Origin of the sequence: Williamsia sp. 1135, assembly GCF_002095395.1 — a bacterium.
Lineage (GTDB): Bacteria > Actinomycetota > Actinomycetes > Mycobacteriales > Mycobacteriaceae > Williamsia.
This window is the reverse complement of record NZ_MJEI01000104.1, coordinates 117,531-140,584: the sequence shown is the minus strand read 5'-3', so window position 1 is coordinate 140,584 and position 23,054 is coordinate 117,531. Positions and strand designations below refer to the sequence as shown.

Sequence of the window (23,054 nt, the reverse complement as noted above, 5' to 3'; positions counted from 1 at the left end):
ACTTGTCTTTCAGCTGGTGTGGGCAGAGCCGGGCCGCCACAACGAGATCAACCATCTCCCGGGAGTTACAGGGAGCAGGGGACCTGCGCGTAGGCTGCGATCTCGCAGGCGCTGGTGTTCGACAGCTTCCACTTGCCGTCTTTCCAGACCCAGGTGAGACCCATCGTCGCGTCGTTGAATCCCGGTGACCGGAGTACGAGGTTGGCGGTGAGGGTGTTGCCGCTGACGTTCACTGGTCCGGCGATCCACCATTTGAGTCCCACAGGTTCGAACGTGCGCAGGGTGCCACCGATACCTTCGGCGACGGGGGCGGCCTTGGCGCCACCTTCGAGCTCATCCGCCTTCTGTGCGCTGGACCCGTTCAGGACCGTCTTGAGCTTGCTGTTCAGTTCGTCCGTCGACAGTGCGGCAGGTGCCTCGACCTGTGGTTCCGTTTCCGCTGCCGGGGCCTGGGTAGCTGCCGGGGCCTGCGGCTGCGGGGCCGCATAGCCGCCGCCTCCCGTTGTTCCGCCACCCACGGCGGGAGCCGGAGCGGCTGCGGGAGCCTGGGTCGTCGGCGCGGGCGCCGGGGCCGCGGGCCCGGTGGCCTGTGCGTTGCCGGCGACCGGCGCAGTCCCCTGCGGGTTGGCGGCGGAACCGAGATTGACGACGGTCGGTTGCGCGGCGTTGGCGCTGGAGTTGTCGGAGTCGACGGCGAACAGGACTCCGACCACCCCGATCGAGACGATCAGTGCCGAGATGATCGCCGACACGCCTGCGGCGACGAACACCGTCGGCATGTTGACACCTGAACTTGGTTTCCCGGTCACTGCATCTGCCTTCTATTCAATGTCTGGTCCGCAACTGTGGATCGGCCTATTCAACCACGATGGGCACCGTAATGGTAAGCCTGTCCTTACCAGCGCTGAGGTGTACTGGCGCACAGTCAGCCGACCCGGCTCCGGGACTGTTCGTCCATCAACGCCACGACATCGTCCAACGACGCCCCACCGAGGATCGCCTCGATCGGAAGGTCCCGGTTCAGTTCTGCCTTGACCCGTTTCCGGAAGTCGAGGGCCTGCAGCGAGTCGAGTCCGAGCGCCACCAGCGGCGTCGACCGGTCGATGTCGCCTCCGTCGATGGCCATCACCCGGTTCAGTTCGGCGACAACGAGTTCCGAGAACGAGAGTGCGGGCAATTCGGTGGCCGGAGCACTTGGAGCGGTTGCGACGACCGGGGTCGGGGTTATCACCGCCGGCGGTTCCGGGACGAGCCCCTCGATCAACGACCCATGCCCGAACACAGATACCAGGGCATGCAACTGCGCCCAATCCGCCGCGGCGATGATCGAGTCACGCTGCCCCCCCTCGAAGGCGACCGCAAGCGCATCTGCCGGCCTCATCGGGACGACGCCCGCGCCCTCGACCCTGTCGACGGCCGCCTGATCGAGCGGTCCTTGCACACTCCACAGTCCCCACTGCAGCGCGTAGGCGTCGATCCCCTGGACCCGCAGCGTGCGGGCCAGGACATCGAGAAGTCGATTGGTGACCGCGTACAGGATTTGTCCCCGACCGCCCAGTGACGCCGCGATCGACGAACACAGCAGCACCCGGCAGTCAGGAGTGAGCGGGAACGATCGCAGCACGTTGGCCACGCCCAGCACCTTCGAGGAGGCGGCCTCGGTGACCATCTCCGGTGTGATGTCGTCCAGTCCTGCATCGACGTAGTTGACAGCGGCATGGACGAGCACCCCCGCCGGTACGTTCTCGTGCGCGGCAGCGAACTGGAGCACGGACGACTCTTCACCGACGTCGCAGGAGGCGACGACGATCTCGGCATCTCCGAGCGCCCGGATCGCCCGCAGTCGCGGTTCGATGTCCGCGGCGGCGCCGGTGCGGCTCAGTAGCGTGATCCGCTCGGCACCGGCGCGTGCGTAATACTCGCAGAATTCGAGTCCGAGTTTACCGGTGCCGCCGACGATCACGACGTGATTCAGATCCTCACTCGCGGAAAGTGAGTCAGCGCCGGAGGCATCGGGTTCCGCGTAGACCAGTCGTTTGGCGTAGATCTTGCCCCCACGCAGCGCGAGGTCCGATTCACCTGCCGTGTGCAGCGCACCGACAACTGTTCCCGCGGGCGCGTCCGCCGGAAGATCCAGGTGCCGGAACACCGTGGTCGGGAATTCGGCGGAAAGACAGCGGAACCCCGCCGCTGCGCCTGCGCCGAACAGCTGCGGGAGCTCGTCGTCGGGCAGGACGGACTCGCCATTGACCGTGACCAGCCAGCACTCGGCAGCACTTCTCGCGACGTCGGGCAGCCACTGCGGGTCTCCGAAGAGCTGTGCCAGTCCGGCCACCGCGGTCGTCAGGTCGACGCTCGGCAGCGCCGGTAGCACGACAACCACCGAATCGAACGTTCCCTCGACAACACCCGGCTCGTACACGGTGGCGGTTGCGCCGTGGTCGGCGGCCGTGGCCACCAGCTCCGCAGCGAAATCGTCACTTCCACTGCCGTGTTCGACGATGAGCAACGATCGCGGTGGACCCAGCTTGCGTCGCTGCAGTCGCGTCCAGGTCTCGACGACCCGACGCGGGTACTCAGGCGCACCCGCGGACGGCATCGCCGCACCACGGGGCTTCTCGCCGGGAGCGAGGTGAGAGGCCCACAGCGACGTCGCCTTCATCTGCACCGCCGGAAAATCCCGCAGGGGCATCGGCGGCGCCGCCCCGTCATCAGCGACAGCCAGTGCTTCCCAGCGGTATCCGGTGTCATTGACGGCGACCGTGGCGAGGTTCTTCGTGAACTCGGAGAGGTCGACTGAGCTACGGCGCGAGGTGCCGATGACCGGAATCGTCGCATCAGGTGCGGTGACGCTGATGTTCTCGCCGATGGCCAGCATCAGGGTCGGGTGTTCGGCGACCTCGATGAAGGTGTCCGCGCCACCGGTGATGGCAGCCCCGACCGCGAGATCGAATCGGACCGGATTGCGCAGATTCCAGAACCAGTAGTCCGAGAGCAGGTAATCGGTCACGACCTGCTTCCCGAGCGTGCCACCGAGACAACCGATGTCCGTCTCGAGGAACACCTGGTTCTCGAGCTTGTCACCGATCGTCTCGCCGAGCTTCGTGCGGAACTTCGCCACTATCGATGTGTGTGCGGGATAATCGACTCGGATCTCCTTGGCGAACTTGCCCTCCGCTGTCAGGGCTTCGACCATCTCGATGACCGTGCCGCGGTCACCCGAGATACACAGGATATGGGGAGAATTCACGACGGAGAGTTCAGCCCACCCCGAATTCGCCGCGAGCATCGCCTCGCATTCGTCGCGGTCGATGGCGACGACTGCCATCGAATAGCCGGTCGGCGAGAACTCGACAACCAGGTTCGCCCGGCTGGTCACGACGTGGATGGCGTCTGCCAACGACATCGCCCCGGAGATGTACGCCGCGGCGATCTCGCCCTGGCTGTGCCCGACCGTGCTCGCCGGTTCGACTCCTGCTGATCGCCACATCTCCGCGAGCGCGACCATCTGCATCAGCAACGCCGGCTGGACGATCCGGATGTCCTCCCGCTCGTCGGATTCCTCTCCGAGCAGATAGTCCAGTGGAGAGATGTCGTACAGCTCCAGGAAGAGCGCATTGCTGTTGTGCACGGACTCGCGGAACACCGGCGAGAGATCGTAGAACAGCCTGCCCATACCCGGTCGCTGGCTGCCCTGGCCCGGGAAGATGAATCCGGTGGTGCGCTTGGTCGCTGCGCCTCGTCCGACGATCACGTCCGCGTGGTCCACATCCTCGGCCAGGGCTTCGAGTGCTTCGGTCAGCTGCGCGGTGTCGGTGGCCAGGACCATCGCCCGGTGTCGCCGGACAACCCTGGTGCGCATCAGCATCGAGGCCACGTCCCCGACCGTCACCTCCGGGTGCCTGTGCAGGTAGTCGGCCAGGGCCGCGGCCTCGGTCCGCAGCAGCTCCGCCGAATCAGAGGACACGATCACCGGGACGCGGCCGTCGGGCAACTGATAGCTAGGCATGTGAAACCTCCACGGCAGTGTTCGCATGATGGGCCGGATTCTGTGGACCGACGTCAACCGGCACAGGCATTCCGATGATCGCGTGGGCATTGGTGCCGGACACCCCGAAGGAAGAGATGGCACCGTATCGAACGCCGTTGGTGGGTTCCCAGTGATCGAGACCATCGGCCAGACGCAGGGCCGAAGCGTCCCAGTCGACCTTGTCCGTGGGATCTTCGGCGAACAGACTCGGTGCCGTCTGACCGTGGTCGCCGCACAGCAGCACCTTGATCAGGCCCAACATGCCGGATGCCGCCTGGGCGTGCCCGGCGTTCGACTTGACCGATCCGAGCTTCACCTCGGACGCGCCGGACTTGCCGTAGGTGTTCTGCAGGGCGGTCAGTTCCATCGGATCACCGAGCGGGGTGCCGGTCCCGTGTCCTTCGATCAGACCGACCTCGGCGGGGTCGATATGTGCTGCCAGCAACGTCTTTCGGATCAGCTTCTCTTGCGCGGAGGCACTGGGCACCACGATGGGCATGCCTTTGCCGTTGTGGTTGATGCGGGTCGCCTCGACCCTGCCGTACACCCGGTGCCCCATGGCCCGAGCGCGGGATTCTCGCTCGACGATGACGACACCGGCGCCTTCGCCCCACAGCGTGCCGGTGGCATTCGCGGCGTAGGAACGGCAGTGCCCGTCGGCGGCGAGCCCGTTGTTCTTGGAGAACTCGTAAAAGGCTGCCGGGGAACCCATCACGCAGACGCCGCCGGCCATCGCCCAATCGCATTCATCACCGCGGACCGCGCCCGCGGCCAGGTGCAGGGCCGTGAGCGACGACGCACACGCGGTGTCCACGCTGACGGAGGGGCCGATGAGGCCGAGGCTGTGTGAGATCCGGCCGCTCGCGGCGCCGAGCGCGGTGCCGGCGATGCGGTGTCCGCTGAACTCGTTGACCGCTGCGGCGCGCGGGCCGTACTCGCTGATCGAGACCCCCATGTAGCACCCGACCTCTTCACCGTCGAGTGCACCGGGGTTGATGCCCGCGTGCTCGAGGGCACGCCAGGCGACCCGCAGCGCCACCCGCTGCTGCGGATCCATGGCCACCGCCTCCCGCGGGCTGATACCGAAGAACAGCGGATCGAATTCGGTTGCGGCGGCCAGGAATCCCCCGGCATCGGCGACAGGCGCCCAGCCGTCGATGCGATCGAGGGCCAGCACCTCTTCGATGTCCCAGTCCCGGTTGCGCGGAAACGCACCGATCAGCTCGTGCCCGCCGCGCAGGGCATCCCAGAACGACCCGAGGTCGTCGATACCACCGGGCGCCTCAACGGCCATCCCGGAGATGACGATGGGATCGCTTCTGTCATCGGTCATGTCGCGCTTCCTATCGGTACATAGAGGTCTGGGACACCGACGGCTGGGGCGCCAGGAGTTCGGCGATCGGATCGCGGTTGTCGTCCAGATAGAAATGGCCGCCGTCGAAGACGCTCACCCCGCTCTCCCCCGTGGTGTGCGTGGACCAGCCGTACAGTTCGCGGGGTTTGATGAAGGGATCCTCGGCCCCGCCCAGCGCCTGGATCTCGGCGGCAACGGTGACGTCGGCCGCGCAGGAGTACGCATCGAACGCACGGTAGTCCATCTTCATCACCGGCAGCGCCATCCTCATCAGATCGGCACTGGCCAGCACGTCACCGCCGGTGCCGTTCAGCGCCGAGAGATGGGCGAGCAACTCCTGGTCTTCCCGGGGGTGTGGGGGAAGATTCTCGACCTGCGACGGCGCCACCGCAGCCGAGACCCCGAGCAGCCGGACCTCGATACCGGTGGCCTCGGCGAGCCGGACGAACTCGAACGCGACGATCGCACCCATGCTGTGGCCGAAGACCGTGATCGGGACCTGCCGGTTCCAGCGGGACGACACGAACTCGTCGAACGCCCCGCGGGCTAGTTCAGGCAGGGTCTGCGCCGGTGTCTCGCGGACGCGGTCCTGGCGACCGGGATATTGGATCACCGCCACGTCGAAGATCGCGCTGAGCTGCTTGGAGAACGCCCGGTAGGTCGACGCGCCGCTTCCCGCATGCGGGAAGATCAGCAGCGGCGGATTGTCGGCCGAGACCGGTTTGTGGAATTGCCTGATCCATCCGAGATCACGTGACATTGGGTGGTGCTCCTCATATTCGGCGGTAGTGCGGAGGCCGCGAGGCCTTGACGTAGGCTTTCCTTCATTGACCGCTGGCACGTGAACGGAGCACCCCCGACATGACATCGCACGTCCTCAAACGTGAAATCGTCGATGTCGGTGACGACGTCCTGGCGGCAGGCCCCCCGGTGGTCCCGACGTTCACCACTCCGTATTCCCTGCGGCTGGTCGATCCGGACAGCGCGGATCCCGACACCATCGCGACGTGGATGTCGTTGCCGCACCTGGTCGAATCGTGGGAGCAGCCGTGGACGCGCGAGGAGTGGCGTGCCGACTCCGCGGCCCGGTTGGCGGGAGATTACTCGCGACCGTGCATCCTCGGTGTCGACGTCTCGCAGCTCGACGGGTTCGACGCGACGGCGGCCGCAGGAGACCTGACTGCCGACAGTTCCACCGGGTTCACCGAGGTCGCCTACGTGGAGCTGTACCGTGCCGCCCGAGACGAGAACGCCGGGGTGTACGACGCCGCTCCGTGCGACATGGGATTTCACATCGCCACCGGGCCAACAGAATTCCTCGATCGTGGCGTCATCTCGGCCTGGATGGCGCAGCTCGCCGACGCCATCTTCGCGGCCGACGGCCGCTGCGACACCATCATCGTCGACCCCGACCACCGCAACACCCGGATGCGGCGGGCCCTGCAGAAGCGGGGTTACACAGAACTCGGGGAGTTCGACGTACGGCCCGGCCGTCGTATCGCGCTGCACACCATGAGGCGTTCCTGACACGAGGCCACTGTCGTTCACCGGCGCCCCGATCGGGCCTGTGAACGCCTGGCGTCCTTGGCTTTTGCGTCGTCCGACCGCAACACGCGGTTGGAGAGTTCGCCGAGGCAGCTCAGGTTCGGGAATCCGGGCCCTTGGGCGAACCCGGCGAGGTTGGGCAGATACAGCTTGGGTTCCAGACCGGTCACCGCCAAGTCGTAGCCGATCGACAGCTCGAGACGTTCGGAGTCCAGCGGCCAGCCGATCGCCAATTCGAGCAGATCTGTTGTGGCCGAGTCGAACAGTTCCATGAACCACAGGGGCTGACCACCCGTCGCGTCGACCACGAGGTCGAAGGTGTGTGCCTGTGCGGCACGCAGTTCGTTGTGCAGGGTCAGGGCGACCGACCCGTTCTGGTCAGCCACCCGAACAACCCGGCCCTGCAGATGATGCACCCGGGCGTCGCCGATCAGGGTCTCCTGGACCCGGACGGAGAACACCCCGCGATCCGTTCGCCGGATGACGTCGCGGCGTTCGACGGTGCTCAGCGCGGCCCACTTCGACGGATCGCTGAACAGAGCGTTCTCGAAGAAGCTCTCGCCACGGGTGTAGATCGTCGCCGTCGGCGAGATCACGGAGATCGTCATCGCGTCATGACGGATGAGCTCGTCGAGTGCAGACCCTGCCGTCTCGCCGCCGCCGATGACCGCAGCCCGCGATGACGGCGGGATCTCTCTGCGTCCGGCCAGGTTCCAGAACTCGGCGATGCTCAGGACCTTCGGGTGGGAGGCCAGTGCCCGGTCACTGCGGCCGGGGCCCGACATCATCAGTCCGTCGGCCTGCAGGGTGCGTGACGTGCCATCCGCCGATGACACCTGCACGGTCCAACCCGCACCGTCCGAGGACACGGACGTCACCGTGCCCACCACCAATTCGAGGTCGATCTTCTGGGCGACCCACTGGAGATACTTCGCCCAGTTGTGGTGAGGAGGGTTGGGTCTGCCGCGGTCGATCCACTCCGCGTAGGTACCTCGGTCCACCAGGAAAGACGACCAGCTGTACGCCATCATGGCGGCGTTGATCTCGTGATTGTGGCCGGGCGCGATATTGGAGCGGTAGGGAAACCCGATGTCTTTCTCGGGACTGGTGCCGAGGCGGTGCCGCCCATCCGTCCAACCACCGCCCGCCTCCCAGTTGCCGCCGACCGCATGGGAATCGACGGCGATGACCCGTGGTGCCGGCAGGCCCAGGCCCCGCATCACCGCGGCCTTCGCCGCGACTGCCAGCGCTTTGGGGCCGGCACCGACAACGAGCAGCGTTTCCACCGCGTTCCGGGTCGTCGAGTCTTCGGTCATCATCTACTCCGGAACCAATTGCGAGAGGTCATCATCATCGAGCGTGAGGACATCGAGGTACATCTCCGCGACCCGTTCGAGTCGATCCCCCGAGTTGTCCGACACCATCAGGCGATCGGCGATCGCGGCGATGGTCCGTCCGGAGAACACGTCGGCGACCCCGGCCCTCGGCGCGTCCAGCCACTCCCGGATGCGGGCGATCAAGGTGGTCGCCAGTACCGAATCGCCGCCGAGAGAGAAGAAGTCGTCGGCTCGTCCCACCACATCGACGTCCAGCAGCTCGCCGACGATCTGCGCGAGCGCCCGTTCGAGAGCCGTTCGGGGCGCTTCGAAGGCGTTCTCGTCCTCACCGGACTCGAGCAGTGTCTGGACCGCACGCCGGTCGAGTTTGCCGTTGCTCGTGATCGGGAAGACCTCGATGATCAGCACCTGCCCGGGGATCATGTAGCCGGGCAGCAACTCCCGCAGACCTTCGAGAATCTCGTCGTGATCGAGTTCGACACCCGGCTCGGGCGAGACCGCGGCGACCAGTTTCGGTGCGGCCGACGTGATCACCGACGCGACCGCGCGATGCACCCCTGGCAACAGCCGCAGGGCACCCTCGACCTCACCGAGTTCGACGCGGTACCCGCGGATCTTGACCTGATGGTCTGCGCGGCCGAGGAACTCGAGGCAACCGTCTGGCCAGTACCTGGCCAGATCGCCAGTGCGATACCAGTTCTGTCCGGATTTCCGGACGAACCGGTCGGCCGTCCGTTCGGGATCGTTCCGGTAGCCGAGGGCGACACCGGCGCCACCGATCCACAGTTCCCCGGCGACCCAGTCCGGACAATCGTTGCCCGCCGCGTCGACGACCCTGCACTGGATGTTGTGCAGCGGCACCCCGTAGGGCACGGCCGCCCAGTGGGCGGGCGGATCGACGGTTTCACAGATCGTGGCGTGGATGGCGGTTTCGGTTGTGCCACCGAGTCCGGCGACCCGGACGCCCGGGGAGAGGGCGGCCATACGCCTGGGCAGGTCCACCCCCACCCAGTCCCCACCGAGGAACACCGCTCGCACCGACGTCAGGGCGGTACTGCCTGCCGGGGTCGCGTTGAGCAACATGTCGAGCAGGCTCGGGACGCAGGCGAGCAGGGTGATCGCGTACCGATCGATCAAGTCGACCCAGGTGTCCGGGTTGGCACGTTCGGTATCGGTGAGGGTGACCACCGCGCCTCCGACACCCCACAGCCCGAAGATGTCGTAGATCGACAGGTCGAACTCGAGGTTCGACACGAGCAGTGCACTGTCGGCGGCCGTGACCCCGAAACGATGATGCAGGTCCTCGATGGTGTTCATCACCGCGCGATGCGGTACCTGCACGCCTTTCGGGACCCCGGTGGAACCGGAGGTGAACAGGACGTAGGCCGGCGCCTCCGGGTCCGGGATCACCGCCTGCGCGAGCGGATTCCGAAGATCGGCGGCATCCGTATACGACAGCGACACCATCGCCTCCGGTTGCTGCCCCGACGTCGCGTCCACACCGAGCCAGGCCACGACGTCACCGGCGGTGAGAATGTGCGCGCGCCGGGCGGCAGGCTGGTCGTGTCCGACCGGGACGTACGTGGCGCCGGCGGCCAGGATCCCGAGGGTCGCGATGATCTGGTCGGGACCTTTGGGTAGCTGGACGGCGACGGCCTGTCCCTGCCGTACCCCTGCGTCGTGCAACGCCCCCGCCACCGCCAGGGCTCGTGCGCACACCTCGCGATAGGTCAACAGCCCGTCGGCACCGAAACGGATCGCAGGCGCGTCCGGGGTTGCCTGCGCCCACCGGAAGAAGCCTTCGTGCAGAACATCGTCGCTGGTCGGGAAGTCGGTGGCGTTGACGCTGTCCCGTACCGCCCGCTGGTCGAGCGGCAGGTGTCCGGTGGTGTCGGCCTCCCACGCGGCACCCGACATGGTCAACCGGTCGACCGCGCCTCGGTATTGCGCGAACATCGCGTCGATCACACCGGGGTAGAAGGCTGACTCCCGGACGTCCCAGTTCAGCAACAAGCCGCCGCGCAGTTCGGTGACCTGCGCGTCGAGCAGCACCTGGGGGCCCTGGGACACGATCCACTCGGGTTCGCCGAAGGTGGAGATGACCTCGCCGGCGAAGAGCTCCCCGAGATTGATGGCGCTGGTGTAGACGACCGGCGCGAGGACCTGTTCACCCCGCAACCTACCGAGATCACGGAGCACCTCCAAGCCGCTGTACGACGCATGGGAACCGTTGGCGTGCATGGTCTTCTGGATCTGTCGCGCACGATCGACGATCGTGGTCGGGACGGAGGCATCGACGTCGAGCAGCACCGACGTGGTGAAGTCGCCGACGAGGCGGTCGACATCGGGGTGCGCCGGCTCGCGATGGAACAGTGGCAGGTTCAACAGGAACCGCGGGGCGCTGGACCAACGGGCGATCGACTCCGCGAACACGGAGGCAAGCGCCATCGCCATCGTCACACCGCGTTCTCGGGCGGCGGCTGCGAGCGCTGCCTTGGCCTCTGCGTCGATCCAGTGGTGATGGCGGACGACGTGTTCTTCGTCCGTACGCTGCGCCTGCGGCACCAGCGGAAGTGCCGGTGCAGCAGGTAGTTCCGGTAGGCGCTCGGCCCACCAGTCCCGGTCGCGATCACGAGCTGGGTCAGGGTTGGCACTGCGCCACGCCAGGTAGTCGCGGTAGGTGAAGTCGACCGCCGGGATCCGGGCTCCGTGGTACATCGCGGCGAGGTCGGCGAGCATCGTGCGATAACTCATCGCATCGCCTGCGATCATGTCGACGTCCACGTGCAGCCGGGTCCGGTCCTGCGGCAGCAGCGACAGCGTGATGTCGACGACCTGACCGTCCGAGATGGGCAGTACCTGACGTGATTTCGTGTCCCGGATCGAACGGAGCCGCTGGTCGAGCTCATCGCCGGAGAGATCGCGCAGGTCGACGACGGAGAACACCTCACGTCCCGGAGCCGGCAGGATCCGCTGGGTGCCATCGGGCAAGATCTGCGCACGCAGCATCGGGTGCGCCGCCGTCAGACCACCGACCGCTGCGCGCAGCAACTCGGGATCGACGCCAGAGCCCTCGAATTCCACGTAGAGATGGGCCGCGACCCCACCCAGATCCTGGCCGTCCGACCGCCCGATCCAGTAGGCGTGCTGCATCGGTGCCAGCCCGAAAGCCTCGGTCGGTGCCGAATCGACCACGGGCGCAACGATGTCCGCGGCGGTGGGCTCTGCTGCCACCCCGATCAGTTCGGCCCAGGCCGCGACGGTGGGAGCCGCGGCCAACTGGGCGAAGTTCACGTCATGGCCCCGTTTGCGCCAGGAGCCGGCGATCTTCATCATTCGGATCGAGTCCAGGCCCAGCCCGATCAGGTCGGCGTTCACCTCGACGTCGTCGACCGCGACGTCGAGCTGCGCGGCGACCTGCTCACGAATCTGATTCAGTCCCAGTACATCCGATGCCTGGTGTCCACTCACGACGGTATCCCTCATTTCAGCTGTTCTCCGCGGCACTGCGATAGCCCCTGACTGCCAGTCCCCCGAACACGGCGGTCATACCGGCGACCCACAACAGCGTCAACGCCAGGGGCGCCGCGATGGCGCCGCCCTCGGTGAGGCCGGACATGGTGTCGATGGCCGGACTCATCGGCTGGTATCGGACGATCGGTTGCAGCCAACCCGGATATTCGGTGACCGGAACGAATCCGCTGTTGAAGAAGAGCATCAACAGGAACAGCGCGCCGAGGTGGGTGACGATCTGCTTGCCCGAGGAGATCGTGGCGAGTGCGATCACCAGCACGGCCCAGCCGAGCGAACACAGCATCGCGACGCCGATGGCCTCCACCCCGTAGGCGATTCCCTGTTCGAACCGGAATCCCATGGGGATGGCCACCACGAACAGCACGATGGTGCCGATCCCGGTACGGACGGTTTCCGCCAGCAGCCGTCCGGTGATGAAACCGATCCGCGGCACCGGCAACGTCCACAGCCGCGCGAGCAGACCGCTCTCGCGCTCGGCGGTCAGACTCAGGCCGGTCGAGATGGTGCCGAACATCGTGCCGACAAGGGCGACGAGCCCGACGTTGCCGTACACGCTGTCACCGCCGCCCATCGCCGTGACTGTCTCACCGAGGACGAGCTGGAACATGACGAGCAGGAATGCGGGGAAGACGATGGCCTGCACCACGACCGCGGGATCACGAGACCAGGCTCGCAGCAACGCGACCGCATGCACCGTGCTCTGGGTGCCGAGACCGACACGACTCCGGCTGACCGATGATGCGGTGGCGGCGGCTGAGCCCGCCTGCGCCTGACTCATCGACCCGCCGCCCGGCGCCCGACCACGCCCGCGGCCGCGCCTCCGGCGACCAGCAGGCCGATCGCCCAGAGGATCGGAGCGGTGGCATCGAAGTCCGATCCGGTGGACAGTGCCCGCAGCGCGTCGGCGAACTGAGAGACCGGCGAGTTGCGGACCACCGGTTGCACCCACTCCGGGAAGGCCGCCGCCGGCACGATGCCGGTGGAGAGCATCACCAGGATCAGCTGCGGGATCATCAGGGCCTGTCCGACGCTCTCGGCGTTGGTGATCACCGATCCGAGCGCGTCGGTGAGCAGGCTCAACGCCAGGGCGAAGACCATGACCAGGAGCACAAACGCCGCGATCTCGTAGGGCGTCGTATCGAAACGGAAGCCGAAGACAGAACCGATGATGAGGCCGCCGGACGTCGAGATCAGCGACATGACGATCACCACCGACATCCGGGCAAGGGTGGGTGCAGATCGAGAGATGGGCAACGACGTGAGCCGATCGCGCACCCCGGCTGCGGCGTCGATGCCCGCGTTCTGCGCAGCCATGATCGCGGTGAACAGCCCTGTCTGCAGCAGGATCACGGGCGTCAGGTACTGCGCGTAGTCGATGCCGGCCCGATCGAACTGTCCGTGCAGCGGAACATAGAAGCACACGAAGAAGATGACCGGGGTGAGTGCCCCGGAGATCAGATCACCGTCGCGCCAGGCCGAACCGATCGAACGAACCGAAAGGACCTGCAGCGCAGGCCCGAAGCGAACGCTCGTGCGTACCGCTTCTTCGCTCGCCTGCGCGCGGTCGATCTGGGCGGCGAGGCTCACGGCACCGCCGACCCGATGTCGCCGGTGGCGCTGTCGACGGGCTGGGGGTCGATTCCGGTCAGCCGGAAGAACACCTCGTCGAGCGAGGGCCGACGCAGGCCGATGTCGAACACCTCGATCGAGTGGTCCTGGAGGCGAGCTATGACGTGGGCGACGGTGGCCATCCCATCCGGTGCTGCCACCCCCAGCCGTGGGTGCGGCGTGGCGGCGGTACTGTCGCCGTTCTCGATCAGCACGAACCCCGCGAGTGCCGTTCGCGCGCGATTCAGATCGGTCGGCTCCTGCACATTGATCTCGCAGATGGCGCCGCCCGCGCGGGCTTTCAGGGTTTCGGAGGTGCCCTCGGCCACGACGTGCCCGTGATCGAGCATGACGATCTGATCGGCGAGCCGGTCGGCCTCCTCGAGATACTGGGTGGTGAGCAGCACCGTGATGCCCTGGGTACGCAAGGTGGAGACCGTCTCCCAGACCGACTGCCTGCTGCGGGGATCGAGCCCGGTGGTCGGTTCGTCCAGGAACAGCACCTGCGGTCTGGTCACCAGGGCACAGGCGATGTCGACCCGGCGCCGCATGCCTCCGGAGAGGGTGCCGATCCGGCGATCGATGAACTCCTCGAGACCGAAGTCGCGGGCCACCTCGCCGATCCGCGCGCGGACGCCACGCCTGCTCAACCCGGTCAGCCGGCCGAACATCGTGAGGTTCTCTCTGGCCGTGAGTGATTCGTCCAGTGACGCGTATTGCCCGGTCAGCGAGATCAGTTCCCGCACCCGGGCGGGATCGCCGACCACGTCGAATCCGCCGACGCTCGCGCGGCCACCCGTCGGTCGCTGGAGCGTCGCCAGAATCGACAGCGCGGTGGTCTTGCCACTGCCGTTCGGACCCAGCAATCCGAGCACGGCACCTTCCGGAACCGCAAAACTCACCTGGTCGAGCGCACGGATCTCCCCGTATTCCTTGACCAGTTCGTCAATGACGACTGCCGACACAGTTCACCTCATCTCGAAGTTCTCGGGTCACTGTCAAGCTCGACGAGATACGGCGCGACACTGCCGAGTTTCTCGCAGGTCTCTTCGAACTCGCGGTCCGGCGACGACTGCCCCACGATCCCTGCCCCTGCCCGAATCCACGAACGTCCGTCCTCGCGGAAGACGGTGCGCAGGGCCAAGGTGGCCTCGAGCTCGCCTTCCGACGATGCGGTCAGCACCGCCCCCGAGTAGAGCCCACGGCGGGTGGCCTCGAGGCGGTAGATCGCATCGACCGCAGCAGCTTTCGGGATACCGGAAGCCGTGACCGCCGGGAACAGCACCTCGAGTCCATCCCAGGGTCCGAACTGCGGAGCCAGGGTGCCTTCGACGGTCGAAGCCAGGTGCTGAACGCTTCCGCGTTCGCGAACGACCATGAATTCGGTGACCGCGGTGGTGCCGGGGACGGCCACGGACTGGACCTCTGCGAACGAGGTACGCACCGACACGGCGTGTTCGACGATCTCTTTGGCGTCGGAGATCAGCTCGGCACGTGCCGAGCGGTCCATCTCCTCCGATCGGCCGAACGCACGGGTACCCGCCAGCGGTTCGGTGACCAAGGTCCCGGCAGCATCGACGGCGCCGACGAGCTCCGGGCTGAACCCGGCGGCCTCGAGGCCACCGAGTCGCAACAGGAACGACCTCGCCGGGTTGTTGTTCCGGCGACCTTCGGCGTAGGTGGCCGCGACGTCGACGTCGAACGGGACCTCTACCGCACGCGAGATGATCACTTTCTCGTACACGCCGCGGTGGATCTCGGCGACCGCGGTCGCCACCCGCGCGCGGTAGTCAGAGGTGTCGTCGTGGACCGGGAGAGGGCGCGGCACAACAGGATCGGTGCGATCGGTGTCCGCTGCGATCTCGCGCAGGCGTGCCTCGGTGGCCGCGTCCGCACCCTCGATGCGTATTCCGTCGCTGTCGATCCAGGCCTCGAACTCCGGCACGATGAGGTGGGCGAGGACACTGTCCGCAGCGAGATGATGGCCGGCGCCCAGCCCCGGAGCACAGAAATCGAAGCCCACCCAGCCATAGACCCGCCAATGCGGGAACGGCAACTCCGACAACGCCTTCGAGATCGCAGCCGCGGGTGACCCGGTCCATTCACCGACGGTCTCTCCAACGCCGGCGACGGTGGTGATCGTCTCGGTGGTGAGTCTGAGCTCGGCGCGGTGGCCCCCGGCGAAGACCCATCGGTTCTCGCGCTCATAGACCACATGGTCGGACGTGATGCCCGCTGCGGCCCACGCAGCGCAGACCTCCGCCGCGTTCACGGTGCCGACGCTGCCGGAACGGGTGTGGTCGCCCTTCTCTGTGTCGACGATCGCCGTCATCGCGGCACTCCTGCGGCACATGCTTTGCTCATGACATCCTCTGCTCACCGCATCACGCGACCATGCAACACTTAGGCTTGGCTAAGTTCAGCTTGAAGGTTAGCCTAAGCAAAGCGGGGCGCCAAGTCATTGTGATGAAGCAACGCCGGTCCGGTGCCGCACTCGGTCCCGGACACCCCCGCAGGCCCCCAGCGAGGAATCAACACATGCCTGACGTCATCGCTTTCGGCGATCTCACCAGCGGTTTCGCCGATCACCCCGGTCCCGCCGCCGCCCGCTACCGCGACCTCGGTCTGTGGCTGGACCTGCCGTTGTGGCGGGTGCTGTGGGACCAGGCCGATGCTCGCCCACTGGCGGATGCAGTCTCCGATGCCGACCGAACCCTCACGTATCGAGAGTTCGTCGCGGCCGCGCAGGCCCGCGCCGCGGGATTCCTCGACGCCGGACTCCGTCCAGGTGACCGCGTCATCCTGCAGAACCAGAACTCGGTGGAGTTCGCGGTCAACCTGTTCGGGTTGCTCCGCGGCGGCATGGCCCCGGTGATGACTCTGCCGGCGCACCGGATCAACGAGATCGCCCACCTCGCTCACACAGCCGGCGCGGTCGGATACATCTGCCACGACGCGAGCAAGGATTTCGACTACCGCGGCCTCGCGCGCGACCTGGTCACCCGGGCGCCCGCGGTGCAGAGCATCTTCGTGACGGGTGACCCCGCCGAGTTCTCCCCGATGCCCGATGGTGACCCCGAGTCTCTGCGGGACGTGCCCGCACCCGACCCCGATGCGCCCGCGCTGTTTCTCGTCTCCGGTGGCACCACCGGTCTACCCAAACTCATCGCCCGCACCCACAACGACTACCGGTTCAACGCACAGCGCAGCGCCGAGATCGCGGCGTTGACCTCACGCGACACCTACCTCGTCGCCCTCCCCGCCGCCCACAACTTCCCTCTCGCCTGCCCGGGACTGCTGGGTGTCCTGTCGGTGGGTGGGCACACCGTCTTCACCGACAACCCGTCTCCCGACAACACGTTCGACCTCATCGAGAAGCATCACGTCACCGTCGTCGCACTCGTGCCGGCGCTGGCCCAGGTCTGGACCGCTGCCACCGAATGGGAGCCCGCGGACATCTCGTCACTACGTCTACTCCAGGTCGGCGGGGCCAAGCTGGCCGAACCGGACGCGATCGCCGCCAACGCCGTGTTCGGCGGCGCTGTGCAGCAGGTGTTCGGCATGGCAGAAGGGCTCATCTGCTACACGCGGGCCGACGACGACAACGAGATCGTCACCCGCACCCAGGGCAGGCCGATGAGCGATCTCGACGATGTGCGGATCGTCGACGACAACGGCGTCGACGTGGCCGACGGATCCGAAGGCGAGCTGCTGGTCCGCGGCCCGTACACGATTCGCGGCTACTACCGCGCCGACGAGCACAACGCGCGCTCGTTCACCGGCGACGGTTATTACCGCAGCGGGGACCGGGTGCGGCGGTTGCCTTCCGGGCACCTGATGGTCACCGGCCGCATCAAGGACACCATCGTCCGTGGCGGCGAGAACGTCGCCGCCGACGATGTCGAGGAAAACCTGCTGGCCCACCCGGACATTCGGCAGGCCGCCGTCGTCGGGCTGCCCGATCCCGGCCTCGGGGAGAAGATCTGCGCGGCCATCGTCACCGACGGCCCGGCACCCGATCTACCCGCGGTCAGGGCCTTTCTGGCCGACCGCGGGCTCGCGACATTCAAGCAACCCGACCAGCTGCGGGTGGTGCGTTCGCTACCGGTCACCGCGGTCGGAAAAATCGACAAACGCACACTCGTGGCACAACTCACCTGACGCTGGCGTAGGCTGCGTTCGGTAACCACACACGCACGGGGGCTCTCGCGAACCGAGGGCTGAGATGACGGCAGGCGGCCGTCGACCGCATGAACCTGACCGGGTAATGCCGGCGTAGGGAGAAGCAATGGCCGACGCATCGAATTCTGTCCCCACCACTACCCCGGAGACGAAGCGGAGCGGAGCTCGACCCGTTTCAATGCCGGAGACGAAGCGGAGCGGAGCTCGACCCGTTTCAACACCCGAGACGACCCCGATCACCACGGGACCGATCCGGGGCAGTTCGAAGACCTACCAGCAGATCGACCACCTGCGGGTGCCGGGACGCCGGGTCCACCTGTCGAACGGTGAGCACCTCGACCTCTACGACACGTCCGGGCCGTACACCGACGCAGACCCATATCTCGACCTCGAAGCAGGCCTGCCGCGCACCCGCGACAACTGGAACCGCCTCGCCCCGATCGACGGCGCCAGCACTCAATTGACCTGGGCCAAAGCAGGTTTGATCACGGACGAGATGCGGTACATCGCCGCACGCGAGCAGATGACCCCCGAATTCGTACGGTCGGAGGTGGCGGCGGGCCGCGCGGTCATCCCCGTCAACCACCACCACCCGGAGTCCGAGCCGATGATCATCGGCAAGGCGTTCACGGTGAAGGTCAACGCCAACATCGGCAACTCGGCAGTATCGTCGTCGATCGCCGAAGAGGTCGAGAAGATGGTCTGGGCGACGCGATGGGGCGCCGACACCATCATGGACCTGTCCACCGGCAAGGACATCCACGCAACCCGTGAATGGATCATGCGCAACTCGCCGGTGCCCGTGGGCACGGTCCCGATCTACCAGGCGCTCGAGAAGTGCGGCGGCGACCCGGTGAAGCTCACCTGGGACATGTACCGCGACACCGTGATCGAGCAGGCCGATCAGGGCGTCGACTACATGACCGTGCATGCCGGGGTGCTGCTGCGATACGTACCGCTCGCCGCGAACCGCGTCACCGGCATCGTCTCCCGCGGCGGTTCGATCATGGCAGCATGGTGTCTGGCACACCACGAGGAGTCGTTTCTCTACACGCACTTCGACGAGCTGTGCGAGATCTTCGCCCGCTACGACATCACCTTCTCGCTCGGCGACGGCCTGCGCCCTGGCTCCATCGCCGACGCGAACGACGCAGCGCAATTCGCCGAACTACGCACGCTCGGCGAGCTGACGAAACGGGCCAAAGCCTTTGGGGTGCAGGTGATGATCGAAGGTCCGGGGCACGTCCCGATGCACAAGATCGTCGAGAACGTACGGCTCGAAGAGGAGCTGTGCGAAGAGGCGCCCTTCTACACACTCGGGCCGCTGGCCACCGACATCGCGCCGGCCTACGACCACATCACCTCCGCGATCGGGGCAGCGATGATCGCCCAGGCCGGGACCGCGATGCTCTGTTACGTGACGCCGAAGGAGCACCTGGGTCTGCCCAATCGCGACGACGTCAAGGTCGGTGTGATCACCTACAAGATCGCAGCGCATGCCGCTGATCTCGCCAAAGCGCATCCCAGGGCACAGGAACGCGACGACGCTCTGTCGAGGGCGCGCTTCGAGTTTCGCTGGAACGACCAGTTCAACCTGGCGCTCGATCCGGACACCGCGGTGGAATACCACGACGAGACCATGCCCGCCGAGCCCGCGAAGACGGCGCATTTCTGCTCGATGTGTGGACCCAAGTTCTGTTCGATGCGGATCTCTGCTGATGTCCGTGAGTACGCACGCGAGCACAACCTCGTCACCCAGGACGACATCGACCGCAAGCTGGCCGCTGATATGGCGGCCAAGTCGAAGGAGTTCAAGGACAAGGGAGCAACGGTGTATCTGCCACTTGCCGAAATCGATACAGCCGCCGCGACATGAGCGACGAAGCCGGAGCCGGACGCACGGAGGTGCCTGTGCCGTTGCTGCCACGCGTGCCCCTGGGTCAGACCCCGGTGCGGGTGATGACCATCGCCGGGACCGACTCCGGTGGCGGCGCCGGGATCAACGCCGACTTGCGGACCATGGCGCTCTGCGGGGTACACGCCACGGTCGCGGTCGCGGCGGTGACCGTACAGAACACGCTGGGCGTCAGCGGCTTCCATCCGATCCCACCCGAGGTGGTGGCCGCGCAGATGCGTAGCGTCATCACCGACATCGGGATCGGTGCAGCGAAGACCGGGATGCTGGCATCCGGGGCGATCATCGATGCAGTGGTGGACACCGCAGCGGAGGTCGGCCTCGGGGGTGGCCGCACGATCCCGCTGGTCGTCGACCCGGTCTGCGCATCGATGCACGGCGATCAGTTACTGGCGGACGAGGCCATGGACTCCCTGAGGACGCGCCTCATCCCCATCGCCACGATCATCACCCCGAACCTCGACGAGGTCCGGCTGATCACCGGGATCGAGGTGATCGACCGGGCGACCCAGGAGGCCGCTGCCCGCGAACTACACGCACTCGGGACGCAGTGGGCCCTGGTCAAGGGCGGGCATCTGCGAAATAGCACCAGTAGTCCCGATCTGCTGTTCGACGGCACCGATTTCACCGAATTGAGCGCTCCCCGCATCGACACCGGGCACGATCACGGCGCGGGAGACACGTTGGCCGCGGCCATCACATGCGCGTTGGCACACGACTACTCGGTACCCGATGCAGTCCGGTTCGCGAAGGCCTGGGTCACCAGATCATTGTCTGTGGCCTACCCACTCGGGGCAGGACATGGCCCGGTCAACCCGTTGTGGCGGCTCGAGGTCTGAACACAAGACCACCCGCTCCGAGAACACCCAGGTGTAGCAGTTGCTGGGTGAGCCCGGAACGGGTGGTTTTCTGTAGGACAGATCAGGCGTCGCGGCGATCGGTGACGAAGACGGCGGCACCGAAGATGAGCGCTGAGATCACCACGAAGTACAGCAGCGATCCGTATTCGTTCCACCACCAGTCGAATCCGTACTCGCGGCCATCGATGAAGTGATTGGCGTTGAGGAAGGGCATCAGCGGTCCGGCGACATCGCTGACCTTCGGGATGGCCGACAGGACGTTCTCCAACACCAGGCTCCACACCAGCAGGATCACGATCGCACCTGCCGTCTGCCTGATGAGTGCGCCGAGCCCGAGCCCGATCAGCACCGCGAAGAAGGCGTAGACCGGGACACCCCAGTAGAGCCGCACGGCGTGGGAGCCGAGCAGGTCGACGTCGCTACCTGACAGCGCCTTGCCCATCGGCAGTGCGATCAGCGTCAACACAAACGTGATCGCCGCTGACAGGCCGCCGTAGACAATGGCTTTGGCGAGTAGGACGTTGTAACGCTGTGGCACAGCTTGAAAGGTGGTTCTGATGGTGCCGAACCTGAACTCACTGGTCACCGCGAGCACGGCCATGATCATCAGGACGGTGATGCCGAATCCGGTGACACCGATCACGTAGTCGGAGACGTTGGTGTCGCCGCTCGTGCTCTCGTCCTTCGTCACCAGCCCGAAGATGAGGGCGAGCCCGATCCCCAGCAGGACGACGATGCCGACACACCAGTAGGGCGACCTGGTGGTGATCAGCTTGATTCGTTCGGCTGCAATGGTATTGGTCAACATCAGGCTTGTCCTCCCCCGAACTGGTTCGGCTGTTGCGGCGACTGACTCGGCGGTGGACCACCGTATTGTCCCTGCGGGGGTGGGCCCCCGTATGGGGCTTGCTGCTGCGCGCTGTACGCCATCGAGGAGTCGCCGTGGTACTCGACCGCACCCGCGGTCATCGACATGAACACTTCTTCGAGGGAGGCGGTCTTGCCTGACAGTTCGTGCAGACCGATACCGTTGGCGGCCGCGATGTCACCGACCTGATCGGTGGTGACGTCCTCCAGGCTCAGCGCAGGCCCCGCGCCGTCGTCGGGCAGGGGTACCGACCGCAAGCCTGCCGATGCCAGCGCGGACTGCAGCTCACCGAGCCGTGGGCTCCGCACTCGCACCGTGACCTGTGCGTTACTGGTGAAATCCTTGACAGACGAGTTCGCGATGAGCTGACCACGCCCGATGACGATCAAATGCTCTGCGGTGAGCGACATCTCGGTCAGCAGGTGGCTCGAGACCAAGACCGTCCGGCCCTGATCGGCCAACGCGCGCATGAACTTTCGGATCCAGACGATGCCTTCGGGATCGAGACCGTTGACCGGCTCGTCGAACAGCAGGACACCGGGATCCCCCAGCAAGGCACCGGCGATCCCGAGCCGCTGCGACATACCGAGCGAGAACCCGCCCGCCTTTTTGCCCGCCACCTCGGTGAGCCCGACATCGCTCAGCACCTGGTCGACGCGATGCGCCGGGATACCGTTCGCTGCGGCCATCCAGCGCAGATGACTTCGGGCGCTGCGATTCGGGTGGACCCACTTGGCGTCGAGCAACGCGCCGACCTGCGTCAACGGGTTCTTCAACTTCTGGTACGTGGCGCCGTTGATGGTCGCCACACCCGAGGTGGGCCGGTCCAGTCCGAGAATCATGCGCATCGTCGTCGATTTCCCGGCTCCGTTGGGCCCGAGGAAACCGGTGACCACACCGGGTTTCACATCGAAGGTCAGATTGCTGACCACCTGATTCTTTCCATAGACCTTTGTTAATCCCTGAACACTGATCATGGAGGTCAGTGTGCCAGAGCACAGCGCACCCACGCCTCATCCTTGCGGTTGATCTTGCGCGGGGTCACTCAGGTTTCGAGGTCGGGAGAGGACGCCTGCGCCCAGAACCGTTTGGGTATCCGCCCCGCTCCGTACGCGAGACGGCCCGCGATCACCGCAGACCTCATCGCCGCAGCCATCCGTGGCGGATCTGCGGCCCTCGTCACCGCCGAGGCCAACAGGACCCCCGAACAGCCGAGTTCCATCGCGAGTGCGGCGTCGCTGGCAGTGCCGATACCGGCGTCCAGAATCACCGGCACACCGGCACCTGCGACGATCATCTCGATGTTGTGGGTGTTGATGATGCCCAGACCGGTGCCGATCGGCGACCCCAGCGGCATGACGGCCGCGGCGCCCGCGTCCTCGAGCCGGCGCGCCAGGATCGGGTCGTCGTTCGAGTAGGGCAGCACCACGAATCCGTCGTCCACCAGCCGGGTGGTGGCGTCCACCAATTCCACCCCGTCGGGCAACAGGGTCCTCTCGTCGCCGATGACCTCGACCTTGACCCAGTTCGTTCCGAGTGCCTCGCGCGCCAGCTGCGCCGTGAGAACCGCTTCAGCCGCCGATCGGCACCCGGCCGTGTTGGGCAGGACATCGATGTTCAAGCGCCGCAACAAGTCGAGGACCCCGGTGCGGCCATCCGAGTCGACGCGGCGCATCGCCACCGTCGTCAGTTCTGTGCCCGAGGCGATCAAGGCCTCCTCCAGAACAGCCAGATTCGCCGCTCCGCCGGTGCCGGTGATCAACCGCGACGACAACGTTCGGTCCCCGATGACAAGCGGATCACCCACATCGACTCTGCTCC

At 66.3% G+C, this 23,054-nt stretch carries 17 protein-coding genes and 1 riboswitch; of the genes, 4 read left to right on the top strand and 13 right to left on the bottom strand.

The genetic code is table 11. From position 1 onward, the window contains the following. Window positions 1-65: 65 nt before the first annotated feature. From BFL43_RS22875 to BFL43_RS22860, 4 genes are all read right to left on the bottom strand, one after another. A complete protein-coding gene (locus BFL43_RS22875; RefSeq protein WP_206186734.1) occupies window positions 66-779 on the bottom strand; it encodes a hypothetical protein in 714 nt (237 codons plus the stop codon). Between the two features lie 146 nt (window positions 780-925). After that, complete coding sequence (gene nbtC / locus BFL43_RS22870) at window positions 926-4,009, bottom strand: nocobactin polyketide synthase NbtC (protein ID WP_084895065.1); 3,084 nt, start codon at window positions 4,007-4,009, stop codon at window positions 926-928. After that, the gene (locus BFL43_RS22865) at window positions 4,002-5,363 is read right to left on the bottom strand and encodes a polyketide synthase (RefSeq protein ID WP_084895063.1); all 1,362 of its coding nucleotides are present in this window, start codon (window positions 5,361-5,363) and stop codon (window positions 4,002-4,004) included. The genes nbtC and BFL43_RS22865 overlap by 8 nt, the downstream gene beginning before the upstream one ends. 10 nt (window positions 5,364-5,373) lie before the next feature. After that, window positions 5,374-6,144, bottom strand: coding sequence for an alpha/beta fold hydrolase (locus tag BFL43_RS22860; RefSeq protein ID WP_084895061.1), 771 nt, complete (start codon window positions 6,142-6,144; stop codon window positions 5,374-5,376). A 101-nt stretch (window positions 6,145-6,245) separates the two neighbouring features. Here BFL43_RS22860 and BFL43_RS22855 point away from each other — a divergent pair, with 101 nt between their 5' ends. After that, the gene (locus BFL43_RS22855; protein ID WP_084895059.1) at window positions 6,246-6,911 is read left to right on the top strand and encodes a GNAT family N-acetyltransferase; all 666 of its coding nucleotides are present in this window, start codon (window positions 6,246-6,248) and stop codon (window positions 6,909-6,911) included. Between the two features lie 17 nt (window positions 6,912-6,928). On the opposite strand, the gene BFL43_RS22850 is transcribed toward BFL43_RS22855, so the two are convergent. From BFL43_RS22850 to BFL43_RS22825, 6 genes are read right to left on the bottom strand one after another with little or no spacing between them, the layout of a single operon-like run. Further along, a complete protein-coding gene (locus tag BFL43_RS22850) occupies window positions 6,929-8,245 on the bottom strand; it encodes a SidA/IucD/PvdA family monooxygenase (protein WP_084895258.1) in 1,317 nt (438 codons plus the stop codon). A 3-nt stretch (window positions 8,246-8,248) separates the two neighbouring features. After that, window positions 8,249-11,737 (bottom strand): amino acid adenylation domain-containing protein, encoded by a 3,489-nt coding sequence (locus BFL43_RS22845; protein WP_240498431.1) that lies wholly within the window; start codon window positions 11,735-11,737, stop codon window positions 8,249-8,251. 16 nt (window positions 11,738-11,753) lie between these two features. Next, window positions 11,754-12,578 carry an ABC transporter permease gene (locus BFL43_RS22840; protein ID WP_084895055.1) on the bottom strand — a complete coding sequence of 275 codons (825 nt, stop codon included), beginning with the start codon at window positions 12,576-12,578 and terminating at the stop codon, window positions 11,754-11,756. Beyond that, on the bottom strand, window positions 12,575-13,387 hold the full coding sequence (locus BFL43_RS22835) for an ABC transporter permease (protein ID WP_084895053.1): 813 nt from the start codon (window positions 13,385-13,387) through the stop codon (window positions 12,575-12,577). Before BFL43_RS22835 ends, BFL43_RS22840 begins: the two co-directional genes overlap by 4 nt. Next, complete coding sequence (locus tag BFL43_RS22830) at window positions 13,384-14,373, bottom strand: ATP-binding cassette domain-containing protein (protein ID WP_084895051.1); 990 nt, start codon at window positions 14,371-14,373, stop codon at window positions 13,384-13,386. The genes BFL43_RS22835 and BFL43_RS22830 overlap by 4 nt, the downstream gene beginning before the upstream one ends. Before the next feature lie 8 nt (window positions 14,374-14,381). Next, window positions 14,382-15,740, bottom strand: coding sequence for a salicylate synthase (locus BFL43_RS22825; protein ID WP_084895050.1), 1,359 nt, complete (start codon window positions 15,738-15,740; stop codon window positions 14,382-14,384). Window positions 15,741-15,946: 206 nt separating this feature from the next. Here BFL43_RS22825 and BFL43_RS22820 point away from each other — a divergent pair, with 206 nt between their 5' ends. The 3 genes from BFL43_RS22820 (at window position 15,947) to thiD (ending at window position 20,344) form a co-directional block, all read left to right on the top strand. Then, window positions 15,947-17,569, top strand: coding sequence for an AMP-binding protein (locus tag BFL43_RS22820; RefSeq protein WP_084895048.1), 1,623 nt, complete (start codon window positions 15,947-15,949; stop codon window positions 17,567-17,569). Between the two features lie 34 nt (window positions 17,570-17,603). Then, window positions 17,604-17,691: riboswitch (TPP riboswitch) on the top strand. Window positions 17,692-17,768: 77 nt separating this feature from the next. After that, complete coding sequence (thiC, locus tag BFL43_RS22815; protein WP_084895046.1) at window positions 17,769-19,466, top strand: phosphomethylpyrimidine synthase ThiC; 1,698 nt, start codon at window positions 17,769-17,771, stop codon at window positions 19,464-19,466. 35 nt (window positions 19,467-19,501) lie between these two features. After that, complete coding sequence (gene thiD / locus BFL43_RS22810; protein WP_084895256.1) at window positions 19,502-20,344, top strand: bifunctional hydroxymethylpyrimidine kinase/phosphomethylpyrimidine kinase; 843 nt, start codon at window positions 19,502-19,504, stop codon at window positions 20,342-20,344. An 82-nt stretch (window positions 20,345-20,426) separates the two neighbouring features. Here the strand turns inward: thiD and BFL43_RS22805 are convergent, their stop codons facing one another. The 3 genes from BFL43_RS22805 to BFL43_RS22795 form a co-directional block, all read right to left on the bottom strand. Further along, window positions 20,427-21,173, bottom strand: coding sequence for an ABC transporter permease (locus BFL43_RS22805; RefSeq protein WP_084895044.1), 747 nt, complete (start codon window positions 21,171-21,173; stop codon window positions 20,427-20,429). Then, window positions 21,173-22,210 carry an ABC transporter ATP-binding protein gene (locus BFL43_RS22800; protein WP_084895254.1) on the bottom strand — a complete coding sequence of 346 codons (1,038 nt, stop codon included), beginning with the start codon at window positions 22,208-22,210 and terminating at the stop codon, window positions 21,173-21,175. Before BFL43_RS22800 ends, BFL43_RS22805 begins: the two co-directional genes overlap by 1 nt. Window positions 22,211-22,278: 68 nt before the next feature. Further along, window positions 22,279-23,040 (bottom strand): thiazole synthase, encoded by a 762-nt coding sequence (locus BFL43_RS22795; protein ID WP_084895042.1) that lies wholly within the window; start codon window positions 23,038-23,040, stop codon window positions 22,279-22,281. Window positions 23,041-23,054: the final 14 nt, after the last annotated feature.

Excerpts from the sequence above, each read along its gene's own strand:
- BFL43_RS22820 (WP_084895048.1), top strand. The coding sequence starts at position 15,947 with ATGCCTGACGTCATCGCTTTCGGCGATCTCACCAGCGGTTTCGCCGAT.
- BFL43_RS22875 (WP_206186734.1), bottom strand. The coding sequence starts at position 779 with ATGCCGACGGTGTTCGTCGCCGCAGGCGTGTCGGCGATCATCTCGGCA.
- BFL43_RS22850 (WP_084895258.1), bottom strand. The coding sequence starts at position 8,245 with ATGACCGAAGACTCGACGACCCGGAACGCGGTGGAAACGCTGCTCGTT.
- BFL43_RS22825 (WP_084895050.1), bottom strand. The coding sequence starts at position 15,740 with ATGACGGCGATCGTCGACACAGAGAAGGGCGACCACACCCGTTCCGGC.
- BFL43_RS22805 (WP_084895044.1), bottom strand. The coding sequence starts at position 21,173 with ATGTTGACCAATACCATTGCAGCCGAACGAATCAAGCTGATCACCACC.
- BFL43_RS22800 (WP_084895254.1), bottom strand. The coding sequence starts at position 22,210 with ATGATCAGTGTTCAGGGATTAACAAAGGTCTATGGAAAGAATCAGGTG.
- BFL43_RS22855 (WP_084895059.1), top strand. The coding sequence starts at position 6,246 with ATGACATCGCACGTCCTCAAACGTGAAATCGTCGATGTCGGTGACGAC.
- BFL43_RS22860 (WP_084895061.1), bottom strand. The coding sequence starts at position 6,144 with ATGTCACGTGATCTCGGATGGATCAGGCAATTCCACAAACCGGTCTCG.
- thiC (WP_084895046.1), top strand. The coding sequence starts at position 17,769 with ATGCCGGAGACGAAGCGGAGCGGAGCTCGACCCGTTTCAACACCCGAG.
- BFL43_RS22865 (WP_084895063.1), bottom strand. The coding sequence starts at position 5,363 with ATGACCGATGACAGAAGCGATCCCATCGTCATCTCCGGGATGGCCGTT.
- nbtC (WP_084895065.1), bottom strand. The coding sequence starts at position 4,009 with ATGCCTAGCTATCAGTTGCCCGACGGCCGCGTCCCGGTGATCGTGTCC.
- BFL43_RS22840 (WP_084895055.1), bottom strand. The coding sequence starts at position 12,578 with ATGAGTCAGGCGCAGGCGGGCTCAGCCGCCGCCACCGCATCATCGGTC.